The 24438-nt window shown below is 64.6% G+C and carries 18 protein-coding genes; 10 read left to right on the top strand and 8 right to left on the bottom strand.

Going from position 1 to position 24438, the window contains the following annotated elements:
- The first annotated feature begins 74 nt into the window (after positions 1-74).
- From C2138_RS10595 to mmsB, 8 genes are all read left to right on the top strand, one after another.
- The gene (locus tag C2138_RS10595; RefSeq protein ID WP_108517697.1) at positions 75-1085 is read left to right on the top strand and encodes a LacI family DNA-binding transcriptional regulator; all 1011 of its coding nucleotides are present in this window, start codon (positions 75-77) and stop codon (positions 1083-1085) included.
- A 187-nt stretch (positions 1086-1272) separates the two neighbouring features.
- On the top strand, positions 1273-2964 hold the full coding sequence (gene araB, locus C2138_RS10590) for a ribulokinase (RefSeq protein ID WP_108517695.1): 1692 nt from the start codon (positions 1273-1275) through the stop codon (positions 2962-2964).
- On the top strand, positions 2961-3668 hold the full coding sequence (locus tag C2138_RS10585; RefSeq protein ID WP_108519072.1) for an L-ribulose-5-phosphate 4-epimerase: 708 nt from the start codon (positions 2961-2963) through the stop codon (positions 3666-3668). The genes araB and C2138_RS10585 overlap by 4 nt, the downstream gene beginning before the upstream one ends.
- On the top strand, positions 3668-5185 hold the full coding sequence (gene araA, locus C2138_RS10580; RefSeq protein WP_108517694.1) for an L-arabinose isomerase: 1518 nt from the start codon (positions 3668-3670) through the stop codon (positions 5183-5185). The genes C2138_RS10585 and araA overlap by 1 nt, the downstream gene beginning before the upstream one ends.
- Positions 5186-5213: 28 nt before the next feature.
- A complete protein-coding gene (chvE, locus tag C2138_RS10575; protein ID WP_108517692.1) occupies positions 5214-6332 on the top strand; it encodes a multiple monosaccharide ABC transporter substrate-binding protein in 1119 nt (372 codons plus the stop codon).
- A gap of 85 nt (positions 6333-6417) precedes the next feature.
- The gene (gene chvE, locus C2138_RS10570; protein WP_233245483.1) at positions 6418-7524 is read left to right on the top strand and encodes a multiple monosaccharide ABC transporter substrate-binding protein; all 1107 of its coding nucleotides are present in this window, start codon (positions 6418-6420) and stop codon (positions 7522-7524) included.
- A gap of 81 nt (positions 7525-7605) precedes the next feature.
- Positions 7606-9138, top strand: a complete 1533-nt coding sequence (gene mmsA, locus C2138_RS10565; RefSeq protein WP_108517689.1) for a multiple monosaccharide ABC transporter ATP-binding protein — start codon at positions 7606-7608, stop codon at positions 9136-9138.
- The gene (gene mmsB, locus C2138_RS10560; RefSeq protein ID WP_108517687.1) at positions 9139-10491 is read left to right on the top strand and encodes a multiple monosaccharide ABC transporter permease; all 1353 of its coding nucleotides are present in this window, start codon (positions 9139-9141) and stop codon (positions 10489-10491) included. It begins immediately after the preceding gene.
- Positions 10492-10497: 6 nt separating this feature from the next.
- Here mmsB and C2138_RS10555 read toward each other — a convergent pair whose 3' ends face one another.
- From C2138_RS10555 to C2138_RS10535, 5 genes are all read right to left on the bottom strand, one after another.
- Positions 10498-11556 (bottom strand): LacI family DNA-binding transcriptional regulator, encoded by a 1059-nt coding sequence (locus C2138_RS10555; RefSeq protein ID WP_108517685.1) that lies wholly within the window; start codon positions 11554-11556, stop codon positions 10498-10500.
- A gap of 81 nt (positions 11557-11637) precedes the next feature.
- Positions 11638-12648, bottom strand: coding sequence for a galactofuranose ABC transporter, permease protein YjfF (yjfF, locus tag C2138_RS10550; protein WP_108517684.1), 1011 nt, complete (start codon positions 12646-12648; stop codon positions 11638-11640).
- Positions 12648-13694 carry an ABC transporter permease gene (locus tag C2138_RS10545; RefSeq protein WP_108517682.1) on the bottom strand — a complete coding sequence of 349 codons (1047 nt, stop codon included), beginning with the start codon at positions 13692-13694 and terminating at the stop codon, positions 12648-12650. The genes yjfF and C2138_RS10545 overlap by 1 nt, the downstream gene beginning before the upstream one ends.
- Positions 13691-15340 carry a sugar ABC transporter ATP-binding protein gene (locus C2138_RS10540; protein WP_199286536.1) on the bottom strand — a complete coding sequence of 550 codons (1650 nt, stop codon included), beginning with the start codon at positions 15338-15340 and terminating at the stop codon, positions 13691-13693. The genes C2138_RS10545 and C2138_RS10540 overlap by 4 nt, the downstream gene beginning before the upstream one ends.
- A 69-nt stretch (positions 15341-15409) precedes the next feature.
- On the bottom strand, positions 15410-16378 hold the full coding sequence (locus C2138_RS10535) for an ABC transporter substrate-binding protein (protein WP_408640563.1): 969 nt from the start codon (positions 16376-16378) through the stop codon (positions 15410-15412).
- Between the two features lie 393 nt (positions 16379-16771).
- On the opposite strand from C2138_RS10535, the gene arfA reads away from it, so the two are divergent.
- Positions 16772-18262, top strand: coding sequence for an arabinosylfuranosidase ArfA (arfA, locus tag C2138_RS10530; RefSeq protein WP_199286598.1), 1491 nt, complete (start codon positions 16772-16774; stop codon positions 18260-18262).
- A gap of 70 nt (positions 18263-18332) precedes the next feature.
- Here the strand turns inward: arfA and C2138_RS10525 are convergent, their stop codons facing one another.
- Together C2138_RS10525 and xylA are read right to left on the bottom strand one after the other, a co-directional pair.
- On the bottom strand, positions 18333-19775 hold the full coding sequence (locus C2138_RS10525; RefSeq protein ID WP_108517675.1) for an FGGY family carbohydrate kinase: 1443 nt from the start codon (positions 19773-19775) through the stop codon (positions 18333-18335).
- Between the two features lie 2 nt (positions 19776-19777).
- Positions 19778-20968, bottom strand: coding sequence for a xylose isomerase (gene xylA, locus C2138_RS10520; RefSeq protein ID WP_108517673.1), 1191 nt, complete (start codon positions 20966-20968; stop codon positions 19778-19780).
- Positions 20969-21091: 123 nt separating this feature from the next.
- On the opposite strand from xylA, the gene C2138_RS10515 reads away from it, so the two are divergent.
- Positions 21092-22111: a LacI family DNA-binding transcriptional regulator gene (locus C2138_RS10515; protein ID WP_108517672.1), complete on the top strand. Its 1020-nt coding sequence runs from the start codon at positions 21092-21094 to the stop codon at positions 22109-22111.
- 4 nt (positions 22112-22115) lie between these two features.
- On the opposite strand, the gene C2138_RS10510 is transcribed toward C2138_RS10515, so the two are convergent.
- Complete coding sequence (locus tag C2138_RS10510; protein WP_108517670.1) at positions 22116-24428, bottom strand: beta-xylosidase/alpha-l-arabinosidase; 2313 nt, start codon at positions 24426-24428, stop codon at positions 22116-22118.
- Between the last annotated feature and the right edge of the window lie 10 nt (positions 24429-24438).

Raw genomic sequence — 24438 nt, 5'->3', positions numbered from 1 at the left:
ACATGCTTCGCCCGTGCATAATGGATGCGTCCCGCAGAATGTGAACGTACACATTGACAGGCTTGGTGGAATCGATGGAACCGGAGAAGGTTCGCGCCCCGAACATTCGGGACGTCGCAAAGCTCGCGGGAGTGTCGTACCAGACCGTTTCTCGGGTACTGAACGAGTCGCCCAACATTCGGCCGAGCACCAAAGAGCGTGTGCTCGACGTCATCGAGCAGATCGGGTTTCAGCCCAACCAGGCGGCCAGGGCCCTTGTTACCAACCGCAGCCGAACCATCGGCGTGCTCTCGGGCGACACTGCGCACTATGGGCCAACGACGAGCGTTCACGCTATTGAGCTGGCAGCGCGGCAGGCGGATTACCGCGTGATGATTACCAATACCTCCAGCGACTATGAGTCGATTCGCAGCAGCCTCGACTCTCTCAGGCAGCAGGCTGTGGAGGCCATCGTCATCATCGCTCCCCAGGTGCGGGTATTCGATGCCATCGCCGACATGAACCTCACGATCCCTTTCGTAACCCTCGACTCCACGCAGCGAGACACCAGTCGCAGCATGTCGGTCGACCAGTTCGCTGGGGGACGCCTTGCCACCCGCCACCTGATCGATCTGGGCCACCAGGAGATTGAGCACGTTGCCGGGCCGCAGGACTGGATCGAGGCAGATGCTCGCATGCGAGGGTTCCTGCACGAGATCAACGAGGCGGACCTCACGACGCGCCCGCCCATCCTGGGTGACTGGACCGCGGCGTTCGGCCACCATGCGGGCAGGGAGTTGCTGCGGCATCCCGACTTCACTGCCGTGTTCTGCGCCAACGATCAGATGGCGCTGGGGCTCATGCACGCGCTGCATGAGGGCGGAGTTCGAGTGCCGCAGGACGTGAGCGTCGTGGGTTTCGACGATATTCCGGATGCCGCGCACTTGTGGCCACCGTTGACGACCGTTCGTCAGGACTTTGCCGAGATCGGCCGCAGGGCCCTGGCCATTCTGCTTGACGAGATAACGGGATCGACGGATGCCCGGCACGACCAGATTGCTCCCGAGTTGATCGTGCGGAGTTCGACTGCCCCGCCTTCGCGATAGCGCTGGAGTATGCGTACGCCTTGATATGGATTCGGTCACGTATCTTCTAGAGGCCTTGACAGCACTCCCGCAAATGGGGGTAGCATGTCGCCTGATGTGAACGGTCACATCTAGCCGCCTCGACGCCGCATCCTCAGGATGGGAGCCGACGGAGCGGGGACTGATCCGCTGACGAAGGAGTCGCCCGGTGAGTTCATCCGAGAGTGCTGCCGATGAGACGTATGTCATCGGGGTCGACTTCGGAACGCTGAGCGGCCGGGCCGTCGTGGTCAGGGTCTCCGACGGCGAGGAACTGGGCTCCGCCACCTTCGAGTACCCCCACGCCGTGATGGATACCGTCTTGGCGTCGACCGGCGAGCGGCTCGATCCCGAGTGGGCGTTGCAGGTTCCGGCCGACTACGTGGGCGTGCTCACGACCGCAGTGCCCGAGGCCGTGGCCATGGCCGGAATCGACCCCGCGTTCGTAATCGGCATCGGCACTGACTTCACCGCGTCAACCCCCATGCCCGTGCTCGCCGACGGCACGCCGCTCAACGAAGTTGCCGGCTTCGAGGGCCGCCCGCACGCCTATGTGAAGCTGTGGAAGCACCATGCCGCGCAGGGACAAGCCGACCGTATCAATGCGGTTGCGGCAGAGCGGGGCGAACCGTGGTTGCCGCGGTACGGCGGGCTGATCTCGAGCGAGTGGGAGTTCGCCAAAGGCTTGCAGGTTCTCGAAGAAGACCCCGAGGTCTATGCCCGCATGGATCACTGGGTGGAGGCAGCAGACTGGATTATCTGGCAGCTCACCGGCCGTTATGTGCGCAACGCCTGCACCGCGGGCTACAAGGGAATCTGGCAGGACGGGGCATACCCGAGCCGCGAGTTCCTCGCCGCCCTGAACCCCGGCTTCGCCGACTTTGCCGAGGAGAAGGTTGCCCACGAGATTGGGCAACTGGGTGATGCTGCAGGCACTCTCACCGCCCAGGCTTCTGCCTGGACGGGGCTGCCAGAGGGCATTGCCGTCGCGGTGGGTAACGTCGATGCCCATGTCACTGCGCCGGCGGCCAAAGCTGTTGAGCCCGGTCAGATGCTGGCCATCATGGGCACGAGCACCTGCCACGTGATGAATTCGGATGCGCTGGCCGAAGTCGCGGGCATGTGTGGGGTTGTTGACGGCGGCATTGTCTCTGGTCTCTACGGGTATGAGGCGGGGCAGTCCGGCGTCGGCGATATCTTCGCCTGGTACGTGACCAATCAGGTGCCCGCTGACTACCATCGGGCCGCGCGCGAGCGTGGCCTGAGCATCCACGAGTACCTCACCGAGCTGGCCCAGGATCAGCCCGTCGGTGGACACGGTTTGCTCGCGCTCGACTGGCACTCCGGCAACCGTTCGGTGCTGGTTGACCACGAACTCAGCGGGCTCGTGCTCGGGATGACGCTCACGACTCGGCCGGAGGATATTTACCGGGCGCTGCTCGAAGCCACTGCCTTTGGCACCCGCACGATCGTTGACGCCTTCAATGCGAGCGGGATCGCCGTTCGTGAGTTCATCGCCGCAGGCGGGCTCATCCGCAACCCCTTCGTGATGCAGACCTACAGCAACGTATTGCGGATGCCGATCTCGGTGATCGCGAGCCAGCAAGGCCCCGCTCTCGGTTCGGCTATCCATGCCGCAGTGGCGGCGGGAGCGTATGCCGATGTGCGATCTGCGGGAGAGGCCATGGGCCGGGTCGACCGCAACGTCTACACGCCCGACGATGCTGCGGCGGACGCTTACGACGAACTGTTCGCGGAGTACACCAGGCTGCACGACTACTTTGGCCGAGGCGGCAACGACGTCATGAAGCGACTCAAGGCGCGCCGTCGGGCCGCGTGGGCTGTCGGGGTGCCCGCATGAGCCGCATGAGCCCCGAGTTTCAGGCCTCCATCGACTCGGTGCGGGCCGACGTGGCGAAGCTCCATTCCGAGCTCACCCGATATGGACTCGTCGTATGGACGGGCGGCAACGTCAGCGGCAGAGTGCCCGGCGCCGACCTCTTTGTGATCAAGCCGAGCGGCGTCGACTACGACGACCTCACGGCGGAGAGCATGATCCTCTGCGATCTCGACGGAACCGTAATCCCAGGGTCGCCCGGCAGCGACCGCAGCCCATCGAGCGATACCGCTGCCCATGCATACGTGTATCGGAATATGCCCGAGGTTGGAGGGGTCGTGCACACGCACTCGACCTATGCGACAGCGTGGGCGGCGCGGGGAGAGGCCATTCCGTGCGTGATCACCGCCCAGGCCGATGAGTTCGGCGGCGAGATTCCCCTTGGGCCATTCGCGATCATCGGAGACGACTCGATCGGTCGCGGAATTGTGGCGACCCTCAGCGGTCACCGCTCGCGGGCCGTGCTCATGCAGAACCATGGGCCGTTCACGATCGGTCGGGATGCTCGGGATGCCGTCAAGGCAGCCGTCATGGTCGAGGACATTGCCCGCACCGTGCATATTGCACGGCAAGCGGGGGAGCCAATCCCGATTCCACCGGCTGCGATCGACTCGCTCTTCGACCGCTACCAGAACGTCTACGGCCAGCCGACGGAAGGAACCGCCTGATGCCCGCGCTCTCCACCTCGCTCGACCACTATGAGGTCTGGTTCGTCACCGGCAGCCAGAACCTCTATGGCGAGGAGACCCTCCAGCAGGTCGCGGTGCAGTCGCGGGTCATCGCCGAGGCACTCAATGAGGCAGCCGAGGTTCCCGTCTCGGTGGTGTGGAAGCCTGTGCTCAAAGACAGCGATGCGATTCGCCGACTGGCTCTCGAAGCGAACGCGAACGACAACGTGATCGGGCTCATTGCCTGGATGCACACGTTCAGCCCCGCCAAAATGTGGATCGCAGGTCTCGATGCCCTGCGCAAACCTCTGCTTCACCTGCACACGCAGGCCAACATTGCGCTGCCGTGGGCCGACATCGACTTCGACTTCATGAACCTCAACCAGGCGGCGCACGGCGACCGTGAGTTCGGTTACATTCAGACCCGGCTGGGGATGGCCCGCAAGACCGTGGTTGGCCATGTCAGCGACCCGCGCGTCATAGCCGAGGTGGCAACCTGGCAGCGGGCAGCATCCGGATGGGCAGCCACCCACTCGCTCAAGCTCGCTCGTTTTGGCGACAACATGCGCAACGTCGCTGTCACTGAGGGCGACAAGACCGAGGCGGAGCTGCGCTTTGGTGTGCAGGTGAACACCTGGAGCGTGAACGAGCTCGCTGAGGCGGTGAACGCGGCGTCGGAGGATGACATCGACTCCCTCGTTGCCGAGTACGAGCGACTGTATGACGTGGCGCCTGAGCTTCGCCGCGGTGGCGCTCGGCACGACTCGCTGCGGTACGGCGCCGCGACTGAAATCGGGTTGCGATCGTTTCTCGAAGCGGGTGGGTTCGGTGCCTTCACGACGAGCTTTGAAGATCTGGGTGCGCTTCGCCAGCTGCCAGGACTTGCCGTGCAGAGGCTCATGGCAGAGGGATACGGATTCGGCGCCGAGGGCGATTGGAAGACCGCGATCCTCGTGCGCACGGCCAATGTGATGGGGGCGGGTCTTGCCGGCGGCGCGAGCCTGATGGAGGACTACACCTACAACCTCGTGCCGGGCGATGAGAAGATCCTCGGGGCTCACATGCTCGAGGTGAGCCCATCTCTGACGACGTCGACGCCGAGCCTGGAGATTCATCCGCTCGGCATCGGAGGCAGAGAAGACCCAGTGCGGCTCGTCTTTACCGCAGATCCCGGGCCCGCCGTGGTTGTAGCGATGAGCGACATGCGGGACCGCTTCAGACTCGTGGCGAATGTCGTCGAGAACGTGCCCCTCGACGAACCGATGCCACACCTTCCCGTGGGCCACGCACTGTGGAGACCGGCGCCCGACTTTGCGACCTCCGCAGCTGCGTGGCTCACGGCCGGCGCAGCCCACCACACGGTTATGACAACCGCCGTGGGCATCGATGTCTTTCGCGACTTTGCCGAGATCGCTGGCGTCGAGCTTCTTGTGATCGACGAGCACACCACTCTCCGAGACTTTCAGCGCGAACTGCGGTGGAACGCCGCGTACTACCGACTCGCCCAGGGCCTATAGCCGCACCATCCCGCACCACCTCAACCACATGGAAGGAAGCACTGTGAACAAGAGAAAGTACCTCGCCGGCGTTGCCGCTGCGAGTGCACTCGTGCTCGGTCTGGCCGGATGCTCGGGAGATCGCTCGGGCGGCGGCGGCGATGATGCCGAAGGCGGCCTCGTGGGCGTTTCGATGCCCAGTCAGCAGCTGGAACGGTGGATTGCCGATGGAAACAATGTGCAGAGCGAGCTCGAAGAGCTCGGCTACGACGTTGACCTGCAATATGCCAACGACGACATCGCTACCCAGATCTCGCAGCTCGAGAACATGATCACGAGCGGTGCCAAGGCGCTCATCATCGCCTCGATCGACGGCACGACGCTGACGAGCGTGCTGCAGCAGGCCGCGGATGCCGACATCCCCGTAATCGCCTATGACCGGCTGATTCTCGGTTCGGAGAACGTGGACTATTACACGACCTTCGACAACTTTGCGGTTGGCGAGCAGCAGGCCACCTCTCTCCTCACGGGGCTGGGTGTGCTTGATGCGAGCGGAGCAGACACGGGAGAGGTGGGGCCCTTCAACATTGAGGTCTTCGCCGGCAGCCCCGACGACAACAACGCAACGTTCTTCTGGGACGGCGCCATGTCGGTGCTCCAGCCCTACATGGAGAGCGGCGTAGTAGTCGTGCCCTCCGGCCAGACGGCCTTCGAGCAGGCGGCAACCCCCGGGTGGCTTGCCGAGAACGCGCAGGACCGCATGGAGAACCTGCTCACGATCATCGGAGACACCAAGCTCGACGCGGTTCTCGCACCCAACGATGGCCTCGCATCCGGCATCATCGCCGCGCTCAGCTCTGGCGGCTATGCGGGCGACATCCCCGTGATCACGGGCCAGGATGCCGACGTGGGAGGTGTCAAGGCGATCATCTCTGGAGAGCAGTACTCCACGATCTTCAAGGACACTCGCCTGCTCGGTGCGCAGGCCGTCGAAATGGTGCAGGCCATTTTGAACGGCGAGAAGCCCGAGGTCAACGACACGAAAACCTATGACAACGGAGAGAAGGTCGTGCCGTCGTTCCTGCTCGAATCGCAGGTCGTGACGCTCGACAACTACGAAGACATCCTGATCGGGGGCGGCTACTACGAGGCGTCCGACCTCGAGTAATACCCGCTCACACCTCCCGGAGGGGCGCGACGACATCGCGCCCCTCCGGGGCCCAAGAGAAGTCCCAAGAGAAAAGGAACACCCAGTGAAAACAAAGAAGTTACTCACCGGCATCGCCGCCGCGAGCGCGCTCGTTCTCGCACTAGCAGGATGCTCGGGAGACCGCACAGGCGGAGGAGCAGAAGGAGACACCGAGGGTGCCATCGTTGGCGTTTCGATGCCGACGCAGACCTCCGAACGCTGGATCGCCGACGGCGACAACGTGAAGGCCTCGCTCGAAGATCTCGGGTACAAGGTCGACCTGCAGTACGCCAACGACGACATCTCCACTCAGCTCTCACAGCTGGAGAACATGATCTCTGGAGGCGCCAAGGCTCTCGTCATCGCCGCAATTGATGGCACCGCCCTCACGGAGGTGCTGGATCAGGCAGCGGCCCAGGAGATCCCCGTTATTGCCTACGACCGCCTGATCAACGGGTCCGAGCATGTTGACTACTACACGACCTTCGACAACTTCGAGGTCGGCGTGCAGCAGGCAACCTCACTCGTGACGGGCCTCGGCCTTCTCGACGAGAGCGGCGCAGAGACCGGCGCAACGGGGCCATTCAACGTCGAACTCTTCGGCGGCAGCCCCGACGACAATAACGCCACGTTCTTCTGGAACGGTGCGATGTCGGTGCTCGAGCCCTACATGGAGAGCGGCGTCATCGTCGTGCCCTCTGGCCAGACCCAGTTCGAGCAGGCAGCAATTCTGCGCTGGGACCCGGCAACGGCCCAGGACCGTATGGATGACCTGCTCACGGTGATCGGCGGCACCAAGCTCGACGGTGTGCTCTCCCCCTATGACGGTCTCTCGATCGGCATCATCTCGGCCCTCACGGCTGGCGGCTACTCAGCAAGCGACCTTCCCATCGTTACGGGTCAGGATGCAGAAGAGGGCTCGGTGAAGTCCATCATCGCCGGCGAGCAGTACTCGACGATCTTTAAGGACACGCGCCTTCTCGGTGCGCAGGCCGTGGAGATGGTTGACGCCGTTCTCAATGGCGACGAGCCTGAGGTCAACGACACCGAGACCTACGACAACGGCGAGAAGATTGTGCCGTCGTTCCTGCTTGAGTCGACGATCGTCACGGTTGGCAACTACGAAAAGGTGCTCATCGAGAGCGGTTACTACGACAAGGGCACCTTCTAACAGCTCCACACCCCGCTCGGTGGGGCGCCCTCCGGTGCCCCACCGAGCATCCGCAACTTCGACAACGAATTGAGGCAGGGAATGGTCGCCAACATTCTCGAGATGCGCAGCATCACCAAGACCTTCCCCGGCGTGAAGGCGCTGCAGGATGTGAGTCTGAACGTGGCTCGCGGGGAGATCCACGCGATCTGCGGGGAGAACGGTGCAGGCAAGTCAACGCTCATGAAGGTGCTTTCGGGCGTATACCCGCACGGAACCTACGAGGGGGAGATCCTCTTCGAGAACGAGCCAGTGAGCTTTCGTGACATTCGCGACAGCGAAAAGAGCGGCATCGTCATCATCCACCAGGAGCTCGCCCTGAGCCCCTTTCTCTCGATCGCCGAGAACATCTTTCTCGGCAATGAGATTCAACGCCGTGGCTTCATCGACTGGAACAAAACCAACCTCGAGGCGGCAAAGCTGCTGGCCAGGGTGGGCCTCAGCGACAACCCCACAACCAAGATCACGGATATCGGTGTCGGCAAGCAGCAGCTCGTCGAGATTGCCAAGGCCCTCTCCAAAGAGGTCAAGCTGCTGATTCTCGATGAGCCGACCGCGGCGCTCAACGACGAGGATTCTGCTCACCTGCTCGACCTGATCAAGCACCTTCAGGGGCAGGGGATCACGTCGATCATCATCAGTCACAAACTCAATGAGATTAAGGCGATCGCCGACAAGGTCACGATCATTCGGGATGGGCGCGCTATTGAGACGCTCGATATGAAGAGCGACGAGATTTCGGAGAACCGCATCATCAAGGGGATGGTGGGGCGAGACCTTGAGCACCGCTACCCCGACCGCACCCCCAAGATCGGTGACGAGATCTTTCGCGTCGAGGACTGGACGGTGCATCACCCCACAGAGCACGACAGGGTCGTTATCCACAACGCCAACCTCACGGCGCGGGCTGGCGAGGTTGTCGGCATCGCAGGGCTCATGGGCGCTGGCCGCACGGAGCTCGCCATGAGTATCTTCGGCCGTTCCTATGGGTCGGGCATCTCCGGCCGCGTGTATGTGCGCGGCGAGGAGGTCAAGGTCAAAACGGTTGCGGATGCGATCGCGAGCGGCATCGCTTATGCCACTGAGGACCGCAAGCGCTATGGCCTGAACCTCATCGAGGACATCAAGCGAAACATCTCGGCGGCCGCGCTGACCAAGCTGGCGAAGAGCGGGTGGGTCGACGACAACGAGGAGTACGTTGTCGCCGCCGACTACCGCAAGAGCATGAACATCAAGGCGCCCTCGGTCGCCACAGTAACGGGTCAGCTATCTGGCGGAAACCAGCAGAAGGTCGTGCTCTCTAAGTGGATGTTCTCCGACCCCGACGTGCTGATTCTCGACGAGCCGACCCGTGGCATCGATGTCGGGGCAAAGTACGAGATTTACACGATCATCAACAGGCTCGCTGCGCAGGGGAAGGCGGTCATCGTGATCTCCTCGGAGCTGCCTGAGCTCATGGGCATCTCCGATCGCATCTATGCGCTGTCAGAGGGCCACATCACCGGCGAAATGAGCATCGCGGACGCATCGCCCGAAGCGCTCATGCAGTACATGACGAAAGAGAAGGAGCAGTAGATGAGCGCCCTGACAGAATCGCTGGGCTTCTTGGCCAGCAGGATGCGCCAGATTGGCATTTTCATCGCGTTGATCGTGATCGTGTTGCTGTTTCAGGTGCTCACGGATGGACGACTGCTCACTGCGGGCAACGTGTCGAACATCATCGTGCAGAACAGCTACATTCTGATTCTTGCGATTGGCATGGTCATGCTGATCATTGCGGGCCATATCGACCTTTCGGTCGGGTCGGTTGCGGCCTTCGTCGGAGCCATATCCGGCATCATGATCCAATCGTGGGGTACGCCTTGGTGGGTTGCGATCATCGCGTCGCTGCTGGTCGGTGCCCTGGTTGGGGCGTGGCAAGGGTTCTGGATTGCCTACGTGGGCATCCCCGCCTTTATCGTCACGCTCGCCGGCATGCTCATCTTTCGGGGGCTCACGCAGATTGTGCTGGGCAACCAACGCATCACTCCGTTCCCCAATGAATACCGCCAACTCGGCGGCGGCTACGTGTTCCCCCAGCTGTTTCCGGCAAGCGCTTCGGCGGCGGAGTGGATCACGGTGGGGCTCGGCGTCATCGCCCTCATCATGCTCGTGAGTTCGCAGCTCAAGGGCCGCATATCCCGCGTCAAGTACGGCCTCGAGGTCGAGCCGCTGGCCTGGTTCGTGGCCAAGCTCGCCTTCACCGGCGTGCTCGTTCTCGGCCTTACGTACCTGCTCGGCATTGCCCCGGGTTCGCGTGGCACCCCCATCGTGCTCCTGGTGCTCGGCGTGCTCGTGGTGGTCTACACCGCGGTAATGAACCGAAGCGTGTTCGGTCGCCACATCTATGCGAGAGGTGGCAACCTGCACGCCGCCCAGCTCTCCGGCATCAAGACGCAGAAGGTCGACTTTTACCTCTTCGTCAACATGGGTGTGCTCGCGGCGCTCGCCGGCCTCGTCTTCACGGGTCGACTGAACTCCGCCGGGCCCGGGGCTGGCAACCTCTTCGAGCTCGATGCGATCGCGGCGGCCTTTATCGGCGGCGCTGCGGTCACCGGCGGAATCGGCACGGTCACGGGAGCCATCACCGGTGGTCTGATCATGGGTGTGCTCAACAACGGCATGTCCCTCATGGGTGTCAGCACCGACTACCAGCAGTTCATTAAGGGCATGGTGTTGCTCCTCGCCGTGGCGTTCGACGTCTTCAACAAGCGTCGCTCCGGCGGGCGCCGGGCGACACCCAAGTCGTGGGCCGTTGTGGATAAGGCAAAGGGTGACGACAAGCCCAAGGACACGGGCAAGCCCGGTGCTCCCCAGGCCGGCGCGACCACTCCGCCTGCTCCTGAGGCTCCGGCGGCAGACACCCGGGTCGGAGTCTCTGGAGAGTGACCCCGGCTAAGGCCGTCGCAGCTGGGGGGCTGCGACGGCCACGGGCGACGATTGCGGAGGAGCCGTCGACTCGCGAGAGACAAGAGTCGGCACCCGCTGCGGAAGCGCATCGGGAACATCGTCCTCGTGCAAAAGGTCGAGAAGTCTCGCCATGATGTCGCTGCCCAGGCCGGCAAAATCCTGATGCACCGTCGTGAGGGGAGGGGTGAAGAAAGCGCTCTCGGGGATGTCGTCGAACCCCACGATGCTGACATCCTCTGGCACCCGGATGCCGCGCTCCCGAAGCGCGAACATAGCGCCCAGCGCCATCTGGTCGTTGCCGCAGACCATCGCCGTGAAGTCCCCAGCGGCCGCGAGTGCGCTGCCGAGTTCGTAGCCGCTGTGGGGGCTCCAGTCGCCCTCGAGGGGCGCTCGCGCGACGAGCCCGGCGGCCGAGAGGGCCGCGCGCCATCCGCGCTCCCGTTCCGAGGCATCCATAGAATGACTGGGCCCCGCGAGATGCACTATGGAGCGGTGCCCGAGGTCGATGAGGTGCTGCGTGGCGAGACGAGCGCCGTGGAACTGGTCGATGGAAACGCTGTGGAAGCCGGGCCGCGAGCTGCTGTCGACGGCGACAAGGGGCACTCCGATGTCGAGCCCCTGAATCGAATCGAGGGCGCCGCGATGGGCGGCAATCAGAACCATGGCCTCGATGCTCTGGGACAGGAGGGTCTCCACCGCGGCTCGCATCGACACTGGGTCGGCCTCGAGCATGCTTGTGATGCTCACGTTGTAGCGGGCTCCGCGCGACGCTTCTGTGAAGGCCTGCAGTGTGGACGAAGGCCCGTAATCGGGGTTGCCCGTCGTTATGACGCCGATCATGCGCGATCGCCGGGTCACGAGGGCGCGGGCGTTGGTGCTGGGGCGGTATCGAAGCTGGCGGATGGCATCCTCGACCCGTTTGCGCGTGGCTGGGCGCACATTGGGCAGGTCGTTCACCACCCGAGAAACGGTCTGATGCGAGACCCCGGCGAGGCGCGCTACGTCGAAGATATTCGCGACGCGCGCCTTGTCATCGCTACTCACCGTGCACGCCCCTTGTATCCGCCCTGTTCAAATTATGCCTGTGCATCGTGGTCTGACCGCGCATCGCCGCGAACGACGAGCTCAGCGCTGCCGCGCGGTGAGGAGGCGCTGCAGGATGATGAACAGCAGCAACAGGCCGCCCACCACGATCCTTGTCCACCACGAGCTGAGGGTTCCCTCAAAGCTGATGATGGTTTGGATCACGCCCAGCACAAGCACTCCGAGCAGGGATCCCAGAACGAAGCCGTAGCCCCCCGTGAGCAGGGTGCCGCCGATGACGACGGCGGCAATCGCATCGAGTTCCATCCCGACCGCCGTCAGGCTGTAGCCCGAGAGGGTGTAGAGGCTAAAGAGGATGCCGGCGATGCCGGAACAGAACCCGCTGATCACATAGACGAGCACTTTGGTGCGCACGACGGGCAAGCCCATGAGGTGGGCGGACTGGCCGCCATCGCCAATCGCATAGACGGTGCGGCCCGTTCGGGTGAAGTGCAGTACGACAAAGGCGATAGCCACGACGACCACCGCGATGATGACGGATGGGGTGATGCTGAGCCTGTCGGCCAGCGGTATTCGCGTCTGCGCAAGGCTCACAAAGAACGGATTGGTGATCGAGATTGAGTCGAGGCTGATCACGTAGCAGAGGCCCCGAGCGAGGAACATGGCGGCGAGCGTGGCGATGAACGGTTGGATGTCGAAGTAGTGAATCACGAGGCCCACCAGCAGGCCTAGCCCCGAGGTTGCGACGAGCACGACGACGATGACGGCCGCGGGGTTCCAACCGTCTCGCAGCAGACTCGCGGCCATCATGGTCGACAGTGCGACGACGGCGCCGACGGAGAGGTCGATTCCTCCCGTAAGAATCACAAAGGTCATGCCCACCGCGAGCACGATGAGAAAAGCGTTGTCGATGAAGAGGTTCATCACGACCTGACCGGAGGCGAACCCCCTGTAGCGCGCAGAACCCACACCGAACATGGCGACAAGCAGCACGAGGGTGACCAGAACAGACGTGTACCGGGACGACGGGATGAACCGAGCGAGCCTGCTGCGCGAGGAGAGCGGGGCGATCGGGGGGAGGGTCGTGGTCATTATGCCGCCGCCTTTGCCGTCGTGGTTGTCGTCGCCCTGCGCTTGCGCAGCCGCTCCTGCATTGCGGGAGATTGCAGAAGACAGACGGCGATGACGACGAGGGCCTTGAACACGAGCGTGATCTCGGGCGCGATGCCCACCGTGTACACCGTCGTCGTGAGGGTCTGGATGATGAAGGCCCCGACGAGGGTGCCGGTGAGCGAATAGCGCCCGCCCATGAGGGAGGTGCCGCCGATCACGACCGCCAGGATGGCATCCATCTCGATCCAGAGGCCAGCGTTGTTGGCGTCGGCCGCCGTGACATTGGAGCTGATCATGATGCCGGCGACTCCAGCGCAGAATGCGCTGAAGACGTAGACGGTCCAGGTGATGCTCCGCGCCCTTACGCCGGCGAGTCGGCTCGCCGTGGGGTTGATGCCGACCGATTCGATGAGCATGCCGAGCGCGGTGCGCCGCGTGAGCAGCCCCACGATGAGGAACATGGCGCCGGCGATGATGATTGAGGCGGGCAGGCCAAGCCAATAACCCCCGCCGATGACCTTGTAGGCGGGGCTCGAAACCGTGATGATCTGGCCCTCTGTGATGAGCATCGCGATGCCGCGGCCCGCCGTCATGAGGATGAGGGTGGCGATGATCGGTTGGATGCCGAAGACCGAGACGAGGAGGCCGTTCCACACTCCAAGAATGAGCGAGAACGCGAGAGCGACCCCGATGGCGACCAGAACGGTGTTGACGCTGCCGGGGTCGGGGGAGCCCGCGATGATCGAACAGGCGAGGGCGCCCGAGATGGCCACGACCGCGCCGACGGAGAGGTCGATGCCGCGGGTCGCGATCACGAGCGTCATGCCGAGAGCGACGAGCAGGGTCGGTGACCCGTTGCGCAGGATGTCGATGATGCTGCCGAAGAGGTGTCCGTCGTGAACCCGAATAGAGAGGAACGAGGGGGAGACGATCACGTTGAGGGCGAAAAGGGCGACCAGGGTGATCACGGGCCAGAAGAGGCGGCTGCGTACGGCGCGGGAAGCGACGGCTTGTTGGGTGGTCATGCGCCTGTCCTCACGCTCGGGGTGCCAGACTCGGAGCCCGCGCCGCTCGTGCCCGCGCCCATGGTGCCGGCGTCATCACCGGACACGGCCGGGGAATCTTCGCCAGCATCCGTCTCGTCGTCTGAGCCGCTGGCGATGAGCGCCATGATTTCGCCCACCGTCACGTCGTCGTTGACGAAGTCGGCGACCTTGCGCCTGTCTCGCATGACGGCGACCCGGTGGCTCAACCGCAGAACCTCCTCCAGCTCCGCCGAGATGAAGAGCACCGACATGCCCTCCTCGGCCAGGTTGGCGATCAGCCGCTGAATCTCGGCCTTGGCGCCGACGTCAATGCCTCGGGTCGGTTCGTCAAGAACGAGCAGCCGCGGCGCCACCGCCAGCCACCGCGCGAGCAGCACCTTCTGCTGATTGCCTCCGCTGAGGTTGCGCACGAGCGTGTTGGGGTCGGCGGGGCGGATGCCGAGGGCCGAGATATAGCTGGCGGCGAGCTCTTCTTGCCGGCGCTTGGGGATCTGCCTGAACCACCCGCGGTCGCTCTGCAGCGCGAGCACAATGTTGTCGCGCACGCTCAGGTCGTCGACGATTCCCTCGTGCTTTCGGTCTTCGCTTGAATAAGCGATGCGGTCTTTGAGGGCGGCGCGGGGTGAGCGGAATCGCCGCTGCTGGCCCGCGACCAGCAGGGTTCCCGTCTCGGCGCGGTCGACGCCGGAGATGAGCCGGGCAAGCTCGGTGCGGCCGGAGCCGAGCAGGCCGGCGAGGCCCACGATTTCGCCGGGTTGGAGAGAGAGCGAGGTTGGCTCGACCGAGCCCTTTCGCCCGATTCCCTCTGCAGCCAGGAACGGCTCGGTCGCCGGGACGCCGGCCTCGGCGCTTGCCTTGGTGCGCGTCTCGAGCTTCTCCAGGAGCTCAATGTCCTTGCCGATCATCTTGTGCACGAGCTCGATGCGCAGGATCTGCTCGGTGCGGTATTCGCCCACGAGGGACCCGTTGCGGAGCACCGTCAGCCGGTCGGCGATCTCGTACACCTGGTCGAGAAAGTGGCTCACGAAGAGCACGGCGACGCCGTCATTCTTCAGTCGGCGGATGATGCGAAAGAGCTCCGCGACCTCGTCGGCGTCGAGGCTCGACGTCGGCTCGTCGAGAATAAGCACCTTCGCCTTGATGTCGATGGCCCGGGCGATGGCCACGAGTTGCTGAACGGCGAGCGAGTGCGAGCTGAGGGGAGAGGCGGGGTCGATGTCGAGGCTGAGACCCTCAAGCACCTTTGCCGCGTGCCGACGGGTGGACTTCCAGTCAATGAGCCCGAAGCGGCGGTGCTCCCGCCCGAGCATGATGTTCTCGGCAACCGACAGATTCGAGAGCAGGTTGATCTCCTGATACACCGTGCTGATGCCAGCCTCCTGGGCCTGCGCGGGGCCCGTCACGCTCAGTGGCTGACCGCCCAGCAGGATGGTGCCGGAGTCGATTTCATAGACTCCGGTGAGGGCCTTGATGAGGGTGGATTTGCCGGCGCCGTTCTCTCCCATAAGGGAGTGAACCTCCCCGGGGTACATGCGAAAGTTCACGGAGTCGAGGGCCTTGACGCCGGGAAAGCTGATGGAGATGTCGGTCATCTCTACGACGGGGGCAGCGAGGCTGTCGCTCATGATTCTCCTCATTGAGACCGTGCGGGTGTGGGATGCGCCCGACCTCGCTGGTCGGGCGCATCCGTCGTGCTAGTACTGGCGGTCGGGCAGGGCCTCGATCGCCTGCTCCTGCGTGAAGGTGGTCTCCTCTGTGACGATTCGGCTCTCCACGTCTTCGCCGGCGACGACCTTCTCCACGATCTCAACGAGCTGGGCTCCCAGCAGCGGTGAGCATTCAACGATGAAGTTGATCTTGCCGTCGGCCAGCGCCTGCATGCCGTCCTTGACGGCATCGACCGTGACGATCTTGATGTCCTGGCCCGGCACAAGGCCCGCTGCTTCGATCGCCTCGATGGCGCCGAGCCCCATGTCATCGTTGTGCGCGTAGACCAGGTCGATGTCAGGGTTTGACTTGAGGAACGCCTCCATGACCTGCTTGCCGCCTGCGCGCGTGAAGTCGCCGGTCTGCGTCGCGATGATCTCGAACTTGGGGTCGGTAACAACGTTACGGAATCCCTCTGCCCGGTCGTTGGCCGGTGCAGCACCCGTCGTGCCCTGCAGCTCCACGATGTTGACCTGATCGGTGTCGGCGAACTCCGTGTTGACCCAGTCTCCCGCGCGCTCTCCCTCGAGGATGAAGTCGGAGCCGAGGAACGAAACGTAGAGCGATTCGTCTTCTGAGTCGACTGCCCTGTCTGTTAGTACGACGGGGATGCCAGCATCCTTCGCTTCTTTCAGCACGGTGTCCCAGCCCGATTCAACGACGGGTGAGAATGCGATGACATCCACCTGCTGCTGGATGAAGCTGCGGATGGCCTTGATCTGGTTCTCCTGCTTTTGCTGGGCGTCGGAGAACTTGAGCTCGATGCCGGCGTCTTCGAAGGCCGACTTGATGTCGGTCGTGTTGGCGGTGCGCCAGCCGCTCTCGGCGCCGACCTGCGAGAAGCCGACGACGATGTTGTCGTCGCCCTCTCCGCTGCTGCCCGAGTCGCCTCCGGCGCAACCAGTGAGTGCGATGAGCAAGGCCGCTGTTGCCGCCAGGCCCGTAATTTTCTTGATCAACCTAAACTCCTTTGTTCAGTGATCCCGCGCTGTCGTGGTGGTTCGGGCGACACCCGGGTACCAATACGTGCTAGATGCCAGAATGTTAGCGCTCACAATTCACGCTAACAATGGCAAATTGTCACGGTTGGGTAACGGCGGCATCTCCGGTTATGTGCCGCAGTGGCGGCGATGTCGCGGGAATGTCTCGGCACAACGTGCGAGAGAGCCCCCACTTGTGAGGGTTCTCATTACAGCGCGGCCAGGCGGCGGTGGTTCCGGGGCGATTCTCGCGACATCCGCTCTTCCTCAGCGGCGCGTCGACTGCTTGACTGGGGCGATGAGACGGCAGCGCCGCCGACTCGCGAAACCGTGGAGTCAGGAGTCGCCGCCGTGGCCAAAGCAACACTCATGATCGATCGTTCCGCGATCGTCGCCCGCGTCGATCGACGCCTTTTCGGCGCGTTCGTGGAGCACCTCGGCCGCTGTGTCTATGACGGAATCTACGAGCCCGGTCATCCGGCCGCAGATGGAGACGGCTTTCGCCGCGACGTGGTTGAGCTCGTCTCCGAGCTCGGTACCACCACGATTCGGTACCCCGGAGGCAACTTCGTCTCGGGTTACCGCTGGCAAGACGGCGTCGGGCCCAGGGATCAGCGGCCGGTGCGTCGAGACCTCGCGTGGCACTCGCTGGAGACCAACCAGGTAGGGCTCGATGAGTTCGCTCGCTGGGCCAAGCTCACCGGCAGCGAGATCATGATGGCGGTAAACCTGGGCACGCGGGGAGTGCTTGATGCGCTCGATCTGCTCGAGTATGCCAACCATCCCTCTGGCACGCAGCTCAGTGACCAGCGCGCTCGCAACGGCACCACCGAGCCGCACGGCATTCGGATGTGGTGCCTGGGCAACGAAATGGATGGCCCGTGGCAGATCGGCGCTATGAGCGCGGACGACTACGGCTCGCTTGCCGCCCGCACTGCCGCCGCCATGAGAATGGCACAGAGTGACCTCGAGCTTGTGGTGTGCGGCAGTTCGAGCTCGTCGATGCCCACCTTCGGGCACTGGGAGCGGGTCGTTCTCGAGCACACCTACGAGCACGTGGATTACATTTCGTGCCACGCCTACTATCAGGAGCGGGCCGGCGACCTCGGCAGCTTTCTCGCCAGCTCGCTCGACATGGAGTACTTCATCTCCACCGTCTCCACCGTCGCCGACGAGGTCAAGCTCGCCAAGAACTCGAGCAAGACCATGAAGCTGAGCTTCGATGAGTGGAACATCTGGTACCTCGACGAGCATCGCGAGAGCCACGAGGTCAGCGAGACCGAATGGCCCATCGCGCCCCGACTGTTAGAAGACGTCTACTCGGTTGCCGATGCCGTGGTTCTCGGCAACCTGCTCATCACTCTGCTCAAGCACCACGACCGCGTTGCGAGTGCCTCGCTTGCGCAGTTGGTTAACGTGATCGCCCCGATCATGACCGAGCCGGGCGGCCCCGCCTGGCGTCAGACCACATTCTTTCCGTTCTCGACGACATCGCGCATGGCCAAGGGGAGCGTCATCCGCCCGGTCATCACGTGCGATCGCTATGAAACGGCTCTGTACGGGATGGCGGATGTTGTCGACGCGGTGGCGACGCTGGCGGATGACGGAGCGGCATCCGTCTTTCTGGTCAACCGCAGCGTGAGCGAGCCGGCGACCATCGTGATCGACGTGCGCGGGCTCGGCGTGAGCCGCGTCTCGGAGGCGCATCTGCTGCACGATGATGACCCGTATGCCAAGAACACACTCGCAGAACAAGATCGAGTCGGGCTCCGTCCGCTTCACGATGTCGTGCTCGACGATGGCACCCTCACCCTGACCCTGCCGCCCGTGTCGTGGGCCGCGATCGGGCTCGCGCGCTGACACTGGCCCCCGCTCGCCCTAGCCGCGCTGATCGTCCTAGCGGGCACCATCGGGTCGTCGGGAGCGCGAGCTATTCGACCGCCGTCGTCGCCGCATCCCGCGCTCGAGCGTAGCGCTCGCGAATCTCGGGCCGCCCGTCGGCCGGGATCTCGCGTGTGACGGCGACCGGCCAGTCGGGCCGCTCTCCCGCGAGTGCCCATGCGGCCTGGCGGGCCATGCCGTCGGCCACGTATTCACCCTCGATGGGCACCGTGATCGGCACGCCGAAAACCTGCGCAGCGATGGTGTGAACGGCGGGGTTCTGGGCCGCTCCACCAATAAGCAACACGCGGCGGGCGGAGAGGCCGTGGGCGAGCATCGCGTCGAGTCCATCGGCGAGACCGCAGAGCATCCCTTCTATTGCGGCGCGGGCGATCGCGGGTCGCGAGGTCGAGGCGAGGGTGAGTCCGCTTAGTGTTGCCGTCGCAGTGGGCAGATTCGGCGTGCGTTCGCCCTCGAACCACGGCACGAGAACGGGGCCGGATGCGGCATCCGCCTCCAGCGCAAGCTGGCCGAGGGTCGCATGGTCGACACCCAGCAGCGCGGCAATAGAGTCGAGCACCCTCGCGGCGTTGAGGGTTGCAACGAGCGGGAGGAACGCGCCCGTGGCATCCGCGAATCCGGCGATGGTGCCGCTCGCATCGGCGATGGGGGAGGGCGAGACAGCGAAGACGGTTCCGCTCGTGCCGATTGAGACGATCACATCGCCGGGTCGGGCGTCGAGGCCGAGGGCCGCTGCCGCGTTGTCGCCCGCTCCCCCGCCGACGATGAGGGATTCGGGCAGCGCAAGCTGGGGCGATCCGACCGCAACGCGCCGTGATTCGTGGGGCGCGAGCACGGCGGGCAGCATCACCTGCCCGGAGGAGGCGATGGCGGGGCGGCCGAGGACGATCGAGAGCAGCTCGCGGTCATATTCGCCTGTCGTTGGGGAGAAATACCCCGTGCCGCTGGCGTCGGAGCGGTCGGTCGTCAGCTCGCTGAGGTTGGGGTTCGACGGGCCAAAGCCGCGAAGTCGCCAGGTGAGCCAGTCGTGCGGCAGGGCCACCGCCGCGACCCTGGCGGCGTTCGCTGGCTCGGCATCCCGAAGCCACCGCAGCTTGGTCGAGGTGAATGAGGCAACGGGCACGCTGCCCGTGCGGGCGGCAAGCTCGGCATCGCCCAGTTCGGCCCGCAGTGCGCGTGCCGCTGCGGCGCTACGGGTGTCGTTCCAGAGCAGGGCGGGGCGGATGACGCGGCCCTCGTCGTCCAGGGCAATGAGTCCGTGCTGCTGCCCGCCGATGGAGACGGCGGCAACATCGCTCAGCCCGCCTGCAGCAGCCACGGCCTGCTGCAGGGCGAGCCACCATGCTTCCGGGTCGACCTCGGTGCCGTCGGGGTGAGGTGCGCGACCAGATCGTACAAGTTGCCCCGTGGCGGCGTCTCGGATGACGACCTTGCAGCTTTGGGTCGACGAATCGACTCCCGCGACGAGCATCCTTAGCGCGCTCCCATAAGGTGCTCGGTGGCCAGCTGCTGCAGGCGCACGAAGCCGAAGCCTTTGCCGTCGAAGTAGGCGCCGGGGTCGAAGTCCTCATAGGCGGCGCGGTCGGCGATGAGGTCGTCATAGCTTTCACCCTCGCCGAGGGTGGGCTGGGCGAGCTCCGTGACGCGGGCCGCCTCGAGTGCCTCGTGAACCTCTGGATCGGCGCGGAACGCCGCGGCCCGCTCTTTGAGAAGCAGGTACGTGCGCATGTTCGCCGCAGCCGAATCCCACACGCCTGTCTCGTCTTCTGTGCGGGAGGGCTTGTAGTCGAAGTGGCGGGGTCCGTCATAGGCGGGGCCGCCATTGGGGCCGCCGTTTTCGAGCAGATCCACGAGGGCGAATGCATTGTGCAGGTCGCCGTGACCGAACACGAGATCCTGGTCGTACTTGATGCCGCGTTGGCCATTGAGGTCGATGTGAAAGAGCTTGCCGCAGTCGAGAGCCTGGGCGATGCCCGCAGCAAAGTTGAGCCCCGCCATCTGCTCGTGGCCGACTTCGGGGTTCACCCCGACGAGTTCGGGGCGGTCGAGGGTGTTGATGAAGGCTATTGCGTGGCCGACCGTGGGCAGCAGAATGTCGCCGCGAGGCTCGTTGGGCTTGGGCTCGATCGCGAATCGGATGTCGTAGCCCTTGTCGGTCACATAGTCGCCCAGCAGGTTTACGGCCTCGCGATAGCGGGAGAGGGCGCTGCGGATGTCTTTAGCGGAGTCGTATTCCGCACCCTCTCGCCCGCCCCACATGACAAAGGTTTTGGCACCAAGCTCGGCTGCGAGATCGATGTTGCGGATAACTTTGCGCAGCGCGAAGCGGCGAACGGAGCGGTCGTTGGAGGTGAAGCCGCCATCTTTGAACACGGGCGCGGAGAAGAGGTTGGTCGTCACCATGGGCACCGTGAGCCCCGTGGCGTCGAGGGCCTGGGTGAGGCGGTCGATCTGCGCCTGCCGCTCGGCATCGGTCGAGCCAAAAGCGAAGAGGTCGTCGTCGTGAAAGGTGAGACCGTAGGCACCGAGCTCCGTGAGCTTCTCAACCACGTGGACTACGTCGAGGGCGGCGCGGGTGGGGCCGCCGAACGGGTCTGCGCCGTTGTAACCGACGGTCCAGAGCCCGAAGGAGAACTTGTCTGCGGAGGTGGGCTTCGTTGCCATGATGCTCCCGATCGAGTAAATGTTGTTTTATCCAACATATAACAGGATGCCCCGCGAGGGAAGCCTCCGAAACTCCAACCAAAACTTTCGAGGAATTGTGCGAAAGTCGCCTATTCTCGTTGCATGTCAACCATCCCCACCGAGCCTCGCGTCACCCTCGCGGCGCTCGCCGCCGAGGCGGGAGTCTCACTCGCCACCGCGTCCAAAGTGCTCAACGGGCGCCCGGATGTCGCAGCAGCGACTCGCCTCCGCGTGGAGAGCCTCCTTGAGCGCAACGGGTATCAGCGCCGTGCCGCAACCACCACGCGCTCGCGACTCATCGAACTGGTTTTTCACGAACTCGAAAGCGCCTGGTCGATGGAGCTCATCCGCGGGGTGGAAAGCGTGGCCTCAGAGAGGGGCATGAGCGTTGTGCTCACCGAGAGCGGAACCCGTCACGCTCCCGGGTCAGAGTGGCTTGAGGGCGTACTCAGCCGCCGTCCGGTCGGAGTCGTGCTCGTCTTCTCCGATCTGCCCGAACAGTTTCGGTCCGCCCTTGCCGCGCGCAGCATCCCCTTTGTCATTGTGGATCCGGCCGGCGATCCGTCGCCCGACGTGCCAGCGGTCGGCTCGGCTAACTGGGCAGGGGGCCTTGCGGCCGTTCGGCACTTGATCGAACTCGGGCACCGCCGCATTGCCGCCATTACGGGACCCGAAGACATGATGTGCTCCCTCGCGCGCATCGACGGCTACCGTTCCGCTATGAACGCCGCTGGCCTGCCGATCCGCGAAGAGTGGATCCGCTTTGGCGACTTTCACCTCACAGGCGGCGCGCGCCATGCGGCCGACCTGCTAGCGCTCGACGAACCGCCTACGGCGATCTTCGCGGGCAGTGACCTGCAGGCGCTCGGGGTTCTGGAGACGGCCCGCACGCTCGGGATGCGGGTGCCAGACGACCTCTCGGTCGTGGGCTACGACGACATCCCACTCGCAAGCTGGGTGAGCCCTCGACTCACCACGGTGCATCAGCCCCTTATGGAGATGGCCAAGGAGGCCACGCGGCTCGTCATCCGCCTGAGCGAGGGGCAGCTCGCGAGCCCGCCGCGCATGGATCTTGCCACGAGTCTCGTGGTGCGCGAGAGCACGGCCGCCCTCGCCCGCTGACCGATTAGCCCCGCTCCACTGAGATGCCGGGGCGAAGCGTGCGGCGATGGTCGACGACCCGAACGGCACCGGTAAGCGTCACCCCGAGCGAGTGCGGGATGTCGCCACTCGACCGCCCGAATCCCAGCTCGATCAGGCCGGGCTCGACGATTCGCTCGCCCGTGAGCCCTGTGAAGCTTGCGAGATCGGCCGACACTGTGAAGCGCACGCGCGCGCTCTGCCCGGCGTCGAGTGTGAGCCGCGAATACCCGACCAATCTCTGCACGGGTCGTACCACGCTCGCAACGGGATCATGCAGATAAAGCTGCACGATCTCGTCGCCTGTGCGGTCTCCCTCGTTGGTCACGCGGAGCGAAACCTCCACGGCACCGTCGGTCGAAAGCTCCGCGACCGATGCTTCCGGCTGGTCCCAGCGAAAGCGCGTGTAGCCGATTCCATGTCCGAAGGGGAACGCCGCCGTGGGGTCGATGGTCGAGACACCGCTGGTGCGGGCAAGAGGCGAGGCCAGGTAGGTGCTCGGCTGAGCGCCGGGCTGAGCCGGCACGCTCACGGGCAGCCGACCGCTGGGGTTGACGCGGCCGCTCAGCACGCCGGCGATCGCCCCGGTGCCCTCCTCCCCGGCGAAAAAGCTTTGAACGATCGCCGCCGCATCCGTGACTGCGCGCCCGAGCGCATAGGGGCGCCCGGCAAGCAGAGTGACGACGGTGGGAGTTCCGCACGCGAGCACGGCGTCGAGGAGCTGCTGCTGCGCCCCCGGCAGCTCGAGCGACGGTGCGTCGCAGCCCTCGCCGCTCGTGCCTCGGCCAAAGAGCCCGGCGCGGTCGCCCAGGGCAAGCACTACGACGTCCGCGTGACGTGCTGCCTCCACGGCTGCGGCGATGCCATCGGTCTCGCCCCCGTCGATGCTCGTGCCGAGCGCGTGCTCGATTGCGGCATCCGCAAACTCCGTGCGCAGGCTCTCCAGCAGCGTCGGCAGCACGATTCCAACGGGGCTGTCGGGATGCAGGGCACCGACATGACTCGGGAACGAGTAGCAGCCGAGAACGGCATAGGGGTCGTCGGCATTGGGGCCGATCACGGCGATGCGGCGAGGGGAGGCGAGAGGCAGAGTGCCATCGTTGCGCAGCAACACGATTGCGCGCTCGGCCAGTTCGCGGGCCAACTCGCGGTTATCTTCGCCGTCGAGTTGCACGCGTGCGCGCACGTGAGCGGGGTCGCTCAGGTCCATGCCGGCGAGGGCCGAGGGCACGGCGCTCCACCCGGGGTCGAGAAGCCCCAGCTGGAGCTTCTGCAGCAGAACACGCCTGAGCGCGCCATCGACGAGCTTCTCGTCGACCCTGCCCTCCCGGATCGCCTCGACCAGGGGCTCGCCATAGGCCTTGACGGTCGGCAGCTCCACATCGATTCCGGCTTCGAGGGCCGCGGCAGCGGCATCCGCCCAGGTTTCGGCAACGCCGTGGAGAAGCATGAGAAACCCCACGGCAAAATAGTCGGCCACGACCGTGCCGTCGAAGCCCCAGGTGTCGCGGAGCAGACCGGTGAGCAGTCCGCGATCCGCAGCAGAGGGCACGCCGTCGATGTCGGTATAGGCGTTCATCACGCTGCGCACCCCGCTCTCCCTGACCGCCATCTCGAAGGGGGGGAGCAGAACATCGGCGAGTTCACGGGAGCCAATGGAGACCGGTGCGAGATTGCGACCGGCTCGGGAGGCGGAATAGCCGACAAAGTGTTTGAGGGTCGCCACGATGCCAGCCGATTCAAGGCCCTGCACATAGGCCGTCGCGATCGTACCCACGAGGAACGGGTCCTCACCGATAGTCTCCTCAACGCGGCCCCACCGGGCGTCACGCACGACATCGAGCACGGGGGCGAGGCCCTGGTGAATTCCCACCGAGCGCATGTCATCGCCGATGCGCCGCGCCATCCGTTTTACCAGTTCGGGGTCGAAGCTCGCCCCCCACGAGAGCGGCACGGGGTAGGCGGTTGCGCCCCAGGCGGCGAAGCCAGCGAGGCATTCTTCATGAGCAACTGCGGGGATGCCCAGTCGGCTGCCCGCCACGATGCGTTCCTGGGTGCGCACGAGTGAAAGTGCGCCGAGTGCCGGATCGACCGGCGCGGTCCCAAAGGGTCGGGTCAGCTGGCCGAGGCCCAGCGGCAGGAGGGCATCCAGATCCACGCTGTCGGTCATGTCGTGTTGATGCGGAGCCACCTCACCGCCCTCGGCCGAGGCGCCGACCCAAACCCCGTAGAGCTGGGCGACCTTCTCCTCGAGCGTCATCTCCGCCATGAGGGCGGCGACTCGTGCCGGGGCGGGCATTGTGGTGTCG

This window comes from Salinibacterium hongtaonis (assembly GCF_003065485.1).
Lineage (GTDB): Bacteria > Actinomycetota > Actinomycetes > Actinomycetales > Microbacteriaceae > Homoserinimonas > Homoserinimonas hongtaonis.
The sequence above is the reverse complement of the archived record's forward strand: the minus strand, read 5'-3'. Positions and strand labels throughout refer to the sequence as shown.